This is a genomic window from Longimicrobium sp. (assembly GCF_036280135.1).
Taxonomy (GTDB): Bacteria; Gemmatimonadota; Gemmatimonadetes; order Longimicrobiales; family Longimicrobiaceae; genus Longimicrobium.
In genome coordinates this window covers 1-8,325 of the sequence record NZ_DASURI010000862.1, presented here as the reverse complement: position 1 = coordinate 8,325, position 8,325 = coordinate 1, and the positions used below count along the sequence as shown (strand labels likewise).

8 protein-coding genes are annotated in these 8,325 nt (G+C 69.8%); all 8 read right to left on the bottom strand.

The genetic code is table 11. The annotated features are described in order from the left end of the window. Positions 1 to 140 precede the first annotated feature (140 nt). Positions 141 to 506, bottom strand: a complete 366-nt coding sequence (locus VFZ20_RS27980) for a hypothetical protein (protein WP_329687260.1) — start codon at positions 504 to 506, stop codon at positions 141 to 143. A gap of 30 nt (positions 507 to 536) precedes the next feature. Then, positions 537 to 2,435, bottom strand: coding sequence for a hypothetical protein (locus tag VFZ20_RS27975; RefSeq protein WP_329687259.1), 1,899 nt, complete (start codon positions 2,433 to 2,435; stop codon positions 537 to 539). Between the two features lie 65 nt (positions 2,436 to 2,500). Then, entirely contained in the window at positions 2,501 to 3,346 is an 846-nt protein-coding gene (locus tag VFZ20_RS27970; RefSeq protein ID WP_329687258.1) for a hypothetical protein, read from the bottom strand. Positions 3,347 to 3,590: 244 nt separating this feature from the next. Beyond that, a complete protein-coding gene (locus VFZ20_RS27965; protein WP_329687257.1) occupies positions 3,591 to 4,103 on the bottom strand; it encodes a YybH family protein in 513 nt (170 codons plus the stop codon). Between the two features lie 26 nt (positions 4,104 to 4,129). Then, positions 4,130 to 5,164: a M56 family metallopeptidase gene (locus tag VFZ20_RS27960; RefSeq protein WP_329687256.1), complete on the bottom strand. Its 1,035-nt coding sequence runs from the start codon at positions 5,162 to 5,164 to the stop codon at positions 4,130 to 4,132. Further along, positions 5,161 to 5,628, bottom strand: coding sequence for a BlaI/MecI/CopY family transcriptional regulator (locus VFZ20_RS27955; RefSeq protein ID WP_329687255.1), 468 nt, complete (start codon positions 5,626 to 5,628; stop codon positions 5,161 to 5,163). The genes VFZ20_RS27960 and VFZ20_RS27955 overlap by 4 nt, the downstream gene beginning before the upstream one ends. Before the next feature lie 174 nt (positions 5,629 to 5,802). Then, entirely contained in the window at positions 5,803 to 6,582 is a 780-nt protein-coding gene (locus VFZ20_RS27950; RefSeq protein WP_329687254.1) for a copper resistance protein B, read from the bottom strand. Continuing rightward, a partial coding sequence (locus tag VFZ20_RS27945) for a copper resistance system multicopper oxidase (protein ID WP_329687253.1) occupies positions 6,572 to 8,325 on the bottom strand: 1,754 nt, incomplete at its 5' end. The genes VFZ20_RS27945 and VFZ20_RS27950, both read right to left, overlap by 11 nt.

Sequence of the window (8,325 nt, the reverse complement as noted above, 5' to 3'; positions counted from 1 at the left end):
GCCCAGGGCCATCCGGGAATGATCCATCCCGGCCATCCCGCCGGCGGCGCTCGAGCGCCCGCTGGCCTGCATCCCCGGCATGGACGAGTGATCCATTCCCTGCATCCGTGCCTGCCCGCCGGCACTTCCCTGGCCCATGTTCATGCGGGAGTGGTCCATCCCGGCCATCCCCCCGTGCTCCCCTGGCCCATGTTCATTCGGGAGTGATCCATCCCGGCTCCGCCGCCGGCGCCTGCGCCAGCGCCCATCTGGCTGTGGTCCATGCCCGGCATCGCACCACCCGCCGGGGAGGCGCCGCCCATCTGGCTGTGGTCCATCCCGGCCATCCCGCCCGCCGAATTAGTGGCCGCGGAATCGCCCATGGCGCTCATGTCGTGCGCGGGAGGAGGCGCAGCAGCGCTGTCCGGCCGCGACTGTGCCTGCTTGCCCGTCTCGCCGTCCCCCCCGCCGGAGCAGCCGGCGAGGAGGAGGGCGGCCACGAGCCCGGTTCCGAGCTTCTTGTACATGGTCGTACCTTCCGTATAGGTGAACCGGCTTCAGCGGTGCCGGTGCTCGTTCGGGTTTGCCGGCGGGGCGGCCTGCGTCTGTAACGCCTGGGAACGCAGCTCCGCCAGGCGGCGCTGCACCTCCGGATCCGACCAGAGCCGGTGGAGTTCCGGATCAGCGTGCACCCGAGCCTCGACCGACGGATCGGAGAGCAGGCGAACAATGAACTCGATCGCCTGGCGCCGGTCCTCTTCCGTTGCGCCAGCCATGTTCATGTTCCCCATGTTCATGCCTGGCATGTTCATGCCGCCGGACGGCTGGTTCTGCGGCATTGCCTGCATCTGCTGCATCATGCGCTGCAGCACCGGGTCGGTCGCCATACGCTCACGGATGACGGGATCGGCCATCATCCGCTCATGCATCCGCATCATGAGCTCCATGTCCATGGCTCCCATGTTCATGGCGCCGCCCTGCATGTTGCCGTGCTGCATCCCCTGCATTCCCTGCGCGCCTGGCTGAGCCTGCATCCCGGGCATGTTGCCGTGCTGCATCCCCTGCGCACCCGGCTGGGCCTGCATCCCCGGCATGTTGGCGTGCCCCCCCTGCCCGTTCCCCTGCGCACCCGGCTGGGCCTGCATGCCAGCCGTGTTGGCGTGCCCCTGCATGCCCTGCGCACCCGGCTGCGCCTGCATGCCGGGCATGTTGGCGTGCCCCTGCATGCCCTGCGCGCCCGGCTGGGCCTGCATGCCGGGCGTGTTGGCGTGCCCCTGCATGCCCTGCGCACCCGGCTGGACCTGCATGCCCGGCATGTTGGCGTGCCCCTGCATGCCCTGCGCGCCCGGCTGGGCCTGCATGCCAGGCATGTTGCCGTGGCTCATCCCGGCCATCGAGGCGCCGTAGGGGACGGTGGGCTCCGGCAGCGCGGCCAGGAAGCTCCCCGCCACCCCTCCCATGTTGTTGGCGCCCATCATCTGCGACATCTCCCACCAGCCCTGCACCGTCGTCGCGTACGAGGTGCTGTCCCGGAACATGGCCACCTGGCGCAGGATCTCGGCACCCTTCGCTTCGCGCGGAACTTCCGGCGAGGCGAGGATGTCGGAGATCACGTCGTGCATCATGTGGAGGTTGTCGAAGATGATCGCGACCTCCGGATACCGCTGGGAAAACGTGGGCGCCACCGCCGCGGTCATCGGCATGATGTGCGGCATCGTCTGCGGCGGGTTCTCCAGCATCTGCCGGAACCGCGCAACGGTCGCCGTGACGCCGGTCTGCCGCGCGTCGAGCGTCGTGTTGACGATGAGCGGCTCGTAGAGGCCTACCTGGAGCCAGTGGTACGCCCAGATGATCCCGTTGAAGCGCGGGTACTTTTCCCGGAAGGCGCCCGAGAAGTACTGGCCGTCCATGATGTCCATCGTCTTCGGCACCGAGCTGAAGGCGACGTCCGAACGCGACTTGTAGTACGCCAGCAGCTCGGCGATCCGGGCATCCTTCTCCGGGAGCGGGATCGACTCGTCGGCCCACACGTCGTATGCCTGCCGGTGCAGCACGTGCGCCCAGTCGAACATCATCTTGGCTTCCGGAGCGATCTTGGCGTACGCCACCTCGATCGCCCCCTCCTCCAGCGGCACGCGGGGCGGGTTCACCAGCAGCCGGCGCGTGATGAAGTTGTACTCACGGTCCTCCAGCTCGGAAGCCGGCGCGTTCGGCTTGGAGTAGAGCGTCTCGTACAGGATCGCGTGCCCGTAGTCGAACGCGTTGAAGAGCCGGTCGGCGACCGGATAGGTGCGCCGGAACTTCCAGTTGTGGTCCGCCGGCAGGTAGAACTGGTCCGAGACGGTGGACCAGCGCCGCGCCGCCTGGGCCGTCGCCGGTTCGGGGGCGGCTCCCAGGGCCGCCGTGATCGCCGCGGCGATCACCAGCGTGCGGCGGTGCTTGTTGAATGCGCTCATGCCTGCCCTCCTGTACGGCGTACGCTGTATGGTGAACACGATGTCATCGTGCTGTTTGCCCTGGCCTACCGTCTGCCCACCGGGATCAGGGACCGGATTCCGAACGCGTACGCGCTCCCGATCGTCACGAACCATCCCTGGTCTTCGCCCGTGAGACGGCGTCCGATCCCCGCGTCGAACGCCAGCACCGGGCTCACCTGCCGGCGAAGCCCCGCTTCCACGTTCCACTCGAGCTCGGCATCGTCGTCCAGCGGCTGCTCCACGAACACGTCCGCCGTCACCAGCGTGCTGCGGAGCGGAAACGTCCGGTCCACGGCGACGCCGGCCATCCAGCGCGAGGCCTCGCCCGCGGATTCACCCGCGCCGGGCTCGGAGCCGAACGTGTAAGAGGCGTTCGCGTGAAAGCGCGCCCAGCTGTACGTCCGCGTCGCGATTCCCTTCAGCGAGGCGTACGCTCCGTCCGGAGCCAGGCCCCCGACGGGCAGCAGCACGTCGGCCGCGATGCCGAATGCGGGGAAGGCCGTTTCCACGTTCAGGTTGTGCAGCGCGGAGATGCTGATCCCCGCCAGCCCTTCCTCCTGGCCGCCGTCCGCGTCGACGAACGCGATCGGGAAGCCCAGCTCGACGTGGGTGCGAGGGAAGATCCCGTACGCGATCTCCGGCTCGATCTCCCACGTGTAGGCACCGCCCGGGCCGCGTTCCAGGCGAAGCGGGGCAAGCTGGAGCTCGAACGCGTAGCGCTCCGTCGGGTAGGCGTCCTCGATCCGGACCGGGCGAGCCTCGTCCGTGTTGTAGTAGTCCGTCTGCGCCGGAAGCCGGCCCGGCGCGGCGGCGAGAACCGCCATCGCGCCGAAAACTGCCATCTGGGGGGCGCGGCTTCCGAACCCGCGCGGCACAGACGAAATCTTCATGTGCTTCCTCTTCTGCTCCGGCAAATGGACAATTCAACTCGCGAGGGCCGGCTGGGCGCATGCCCCGCGCCGCCGATCATCACGGAACCAGCCGGCGCCCAGGTGCGCCGGAATCCACCTTTACGAAGCATAAAACATACCCGTGAAGCAACGGGGAGCGCAGATCCTTTCCTGCTGCTCCCCGGTGTACCTGATACCCCTGCAGCCGCACCCGGTTCGCCCCTCCGTTCCTCCGCGGGACGGCTCAGGCGGGGTCGTTCGGCCTGCGCGCGCGGCTGGCGGTGTGCGTGTGGCGCACGATCCAGCGGTTCCCCCGCCGCTCCAGGATCGCGGTGCCCCGCCCGACGAGGTCCAGATCCCGCTCCCCTGCACGGCCTCGGATGGTGTAGCGGAAGAGTGCCCAGGCGAGGTCCCCGGAGACGTGCGCCTCGATGTCCGCGGGCCGGTACTGGAAGCCCGACATCTCGCGAAGCTCCGGCGCGAGGTGGTGGTCGCGGTAGTCGGTCCAGCCGCGGTTGATCCCCGTTCCCTCCACGACGGTCAGGCTGTCTCCCGCGTAGAGGGAATCCAGCGCAGTCATGTCTCCGGCCTCCACCGCCCGGAAGAGCGCCTGCAGCGTGGCCTGGACCTGCTGCTGGTCCGGGGACGCCGCCGTGGGGCCGGCCGGCGGCGCATGGCCGTGCTGGGCGGCGCCGGCCAGCGGGACCAGGCACAGCGCGGCGGCGAGGAGGAGGGAGGCGGAACGCCAGGAACGCATCGTTGTGGACTCCGATCGAGGGGTGATCACCGGGCGTGCGGGCAGTCGCTCCCCGCGAACCGGTGGAGGGGACCTTCCGGACAGAACAGGTGCAGCGCCGCGTACGAGCCGTGCGTCGTGCAGTGCTCCGGGGGCGTTGCGCCAGCATGCGCATCCGCCGGAAGCGGATGGGCCATCGCCGCGCCGGAGATGAAGACGAGCACCAGCGCAACCGACGCCCCGAAGAGGGAGCGCCGCGTCAGGTGGGTGGAGGGCAGCGGATCCTGGCCCAGCAGCCGGCGGACCCGGCGCTCCAGGAGCTCGGGGCGCTGGAAGCCGACCGCGGCGCGCGGAATCGCCCCGGGTCCGCTGCGCGCCAGCGCGACGATGGCCGAAGCGAGGACGAGCGGCTGTCCGGCCGCGGCAACGTCGTCCGCCTGGACCTCCGCCTCGTCGGCGACATCGGCCGCGAGGCGTCGCAGCGCCGGGATCCAGAAGAGCATGCAGGTCAGGAAACGCAGCAGCATCAGGCGCATCGGATCACGCCGCGCGCCATGCGCCCCCTCGTGAGCGAGCACCGCCGCCAGCTGCGGGCCCGTGAGCGTTTCGGCGAGCGCCCGTGCGATGTAGATGCGCGGGCGCAGCAGGCCGATCGTGAATGCCGGCGTGGGCAGCCCCGCGACCACGTGCAGCATCCCGGGGTCCACACCCGCTTCACCTGCCGCGTTCCAGAATGGATCGCCCGGTTCGGCGTGCTCGACCTCGAGCGAGGCCAGAACGCCCCGCCCGTGACGCCACGCCCGGATGCGGTCGAAGACGGCGTAGATCACGCCGGCGGCGAAGAGGATGTGGAACGCCCCGTGGACGGGCTCCATCAGGACGTGGAGCGCAACCAGGCAGAGCGGGCCGATATGCTCCTTGCCGGCGAGCAGGGCCTCGGTGCCGCGGAACAGGTGGTGACTGAAGAGCGGGCTGAGCACCAGCACGATCAGGATCCCGATCCCGAGCAGGACGGCACGCCGCTGCCTCTGCTCGCGCGAGGCCAGCTTCGGACCGCGGTAGGGATCGGCAGTCGGTGTCATCGCTCCTCCCGCTGCATCCGCTCGTGGATCATGCGTTCCAACTCCGCGAGCTGATCCGGGTCGTGCTCGGCGAGTGCGTCGATGAACGAGCTCGCCAGGGCCGCGGGGCCGAAGGAAAGGATCCCCTCGACGACCCTGCGTGCAGCGTGGGCGCGAAAGTCCTCTTCGCTCCACGCGGCCTCGTAATGGAGCAGATCGTCCTGCTTGTGCCGGCGCAGGAGCCGCTTTTCCACCAGCTTGTTCAGAACGGTGATCACGGTGAGCAGGGCCACCTCGTGCTCCCGGATCACGCGTTCGTGCACGACCCGCGCGGATGCCGGCCGGCCGAGATCCCAGACCGCCTGCATGACCCGCGCCTCCAGGTCACCCAGCACCTTTGCGAAGCCCTGGGCCGAGAGGCGGATCGTGTCCTGCAGACGCGGCCGCTCGGCGCTCGGGGTATTCTGCTTGGCTGTTTCTGACATTCGCGTCTGTGGAGAAGGGAGCTACACCTGCCGAACGCATGAATCTGCCGGACACCGGAAGCAGTGTCGAGGTTCCCCTGCCGGGTCCGGCTCCGGCCGGTGGGCCGGTCCGAAGCCGGCCCCCGGCCCTACCGGCCTGGTTCGCGCGGGCGAGGCGTCGAGGTCGTTCGCCGATCAGAACCAGACCCGCAGGCCCGCTACGAAGGCGTCGTCACGGACCGACTCACCCTCCGCGCGCGCGAAGTCGGCCGATCCACCCAGGAGGCGCGTCCGGGTATAGCCGACGTACGGAGCGAACTCGCGCCGGATCTCGTATCGCAGCCTCAGGCCGAGCTCCACGTCGTTGATCCCCGAGCCGACCCCGAACTCCGGCACCTCCTGCAGCGCCGCGTTCACCTCGATCTCCGGCTCGGCGACCAGCCGCTGCGTCACCAGGATCTGGTACTCCGCCTCAAGGCGGGCGGAGAGGTCTCCGTCCTGGCTGAGGAACAGCGTGGGGGAGAACTCGAACCGCATGGGGGCGAGCCCGACCAGGCCGACCGCCAGGGACGCTCGGGCCCGGCCGTCGCCGCCCCACTGTCCGTCCACGCGCACCCCGGCCAGCGCGTCCCAGTAGGGGGTGATGAGCCGGCCGTAGTAGACCGAGGCCTCCCCCTCCCCCCCATTGCCGGCCAGCGGCTGTTCCCCTTCGGCCCGGAACCACACGCGGTTGTAGGCTCCTCCCACCCACCCGATCGCGTCCAGGCTCAGGGCCCGGTCGTCCGCCTTCGGCGCGTACTCCAGCTGGTCGATGAGCACTAGGCTCCCCCGTCCCCAGTCCATCATGTGCATGAGCTCGCCCATCCCCATCCCCTGCGCGCCCGCCGGCCTCGCGCTCGCCGCAAGGAGCGCGGCCGTCGTGAGCCCCACGGGGAGGGCGGCCGCGATCCAGCCCCTCAGTGACCTACTGCCCATGACTCATTCCCTTCATGTCGGCCGCGCCGGGAGGGGATTCCTGTCCGGGCAGCAGCACGTCCACGACCCGGAACATCCCGACTTCCATGTGATAGAGCACGTGGCAGTGGAACGCCCACCTGCCGGGTGCGTCCGCGGTGATGAGCAGCGAGAGCCGCTCGGCGGGCTTGACGTTGACCGTGTGCACGCGCGGGATCAGCTCGCCGTGCCCGTTCTCCAGCTCCATCCACATCCCGTGCAGGTGCATGGGGTGGTTCATCATGGTGTCGTTCACCATGGTGAGGCGAACGCGCTCGCCGTAGTTGAACCGGATCGGCTCGCTGCGCTTGAACTCCACCCCGTCGATCGACCACATGAAGCGCTCCATGTTGCCGGTCAGGTGGATCTCGATCTCGCGGTCCGGTGCCCGGAAGTCGGGGCGGGGCTCGAGGGCGCGCAGGTCCGTGTAGGTGAGCACGCGCCAGCCGTCGCCTCCGAGGCCGATCCCCGGCTCCGCCAGGCGGCTCTGCACCATCATGGGCACGGCGGCGTTCCCCGGCCCGTGCGTGCCGGGCTCGTGCTCCAGCATCCCGGGGACCGTGCCCGGCGCGCGCAGGCCGCTGGTCCGGATCATCCCGGCGATGGCGTACCGCGCCTGCTCGGGCGCCGCCGCGGGGGCGGACCCGCCCATGCCGGCCATGCCTTCGTGGCCCGGCATCGCGGCCGCCTGCGGGGCCGCCGGCGGTGCCTGCATTCCCGGCATGTTGCCGTGGTCCATGCCGGCCATCGAGGCGCCTCCCGCGCCAGCGGCGGGAGCCGCTCCGTGGTTCATCCCGCCCATGTCCATCCCGCCCATGTCACCGTGGGACATGCCCATGTCGGCCATGGTGAGGACCGGGCGCGGGCGCTGCTCGGGGATGGGGCCCCGCAGTCCCTCGCGCGGTGCGAGCGTGCCGCGCGCGTAGCCGGTGCGGTCCAGCGACTCCGCGAAGACCGTGTAGGCGCGGTCCTCGGTCGGCTGGACGATGAAGTCGTAGGTCTCGGCGATGGCGATGCGGAACTCGTCCGTCTCCACCGGCTGCACGTATTGGCCGCTCGCCTGGACGATGGTCATCGGCAGCCCCGGGATGCGGACGTCGAAGTAGCTGTCCGCGGCCGCGTTGACGACGTGGAAGAGCACCCGCTCGCCGGGCCGGAACAGCCCGGTCCAGTTGTCGCCGGGCGCCAGCCCGTTCATGAGGTAGGTGTAGGTCGCGCCCGTGACGTCCATGAGGTCCGTGGGGTCCATCCGCATCTCGGCCCACATCAGCCGGTCCTGGATGGTTTCCCGGAGCCCGTTCTCCGCGGCGTCGCGGAAGAAGTCCACGAGCGTCCGGCGCCCCGTGTTGTAGTAGTTGCCCTGCTTCTTCAGCTTGGCGAGCACGCGGTACGGGTTCTCGAACGTCCAGTCGGAGAGGACGATCGTGTACTCGCGGTCGAACTGGTACGGGTAGCCCCCCGCGGGGTGGATGATCAGGGGCGCGTAGTGCCCGATCTGCTCCTGCAGCCCGGAGTGGCTGTGATACCAGTACGTGCCGTACTGCCGCAGCGGGAACCGGTACTCGAAGGTCTCGCCCGCCCGGATCCCCGGGAAGCTGACCCCCGGCACGCCGTCCATCTCGGGCGGCAGGATCAGCCCGTGCCAGTGGATGGAGGTGTCCTCGTCCAGGCGGTTGTGCACGCGCAGGAGGGCCTCATGCCCTTCGTACAGGTGCAGCAGCGGAC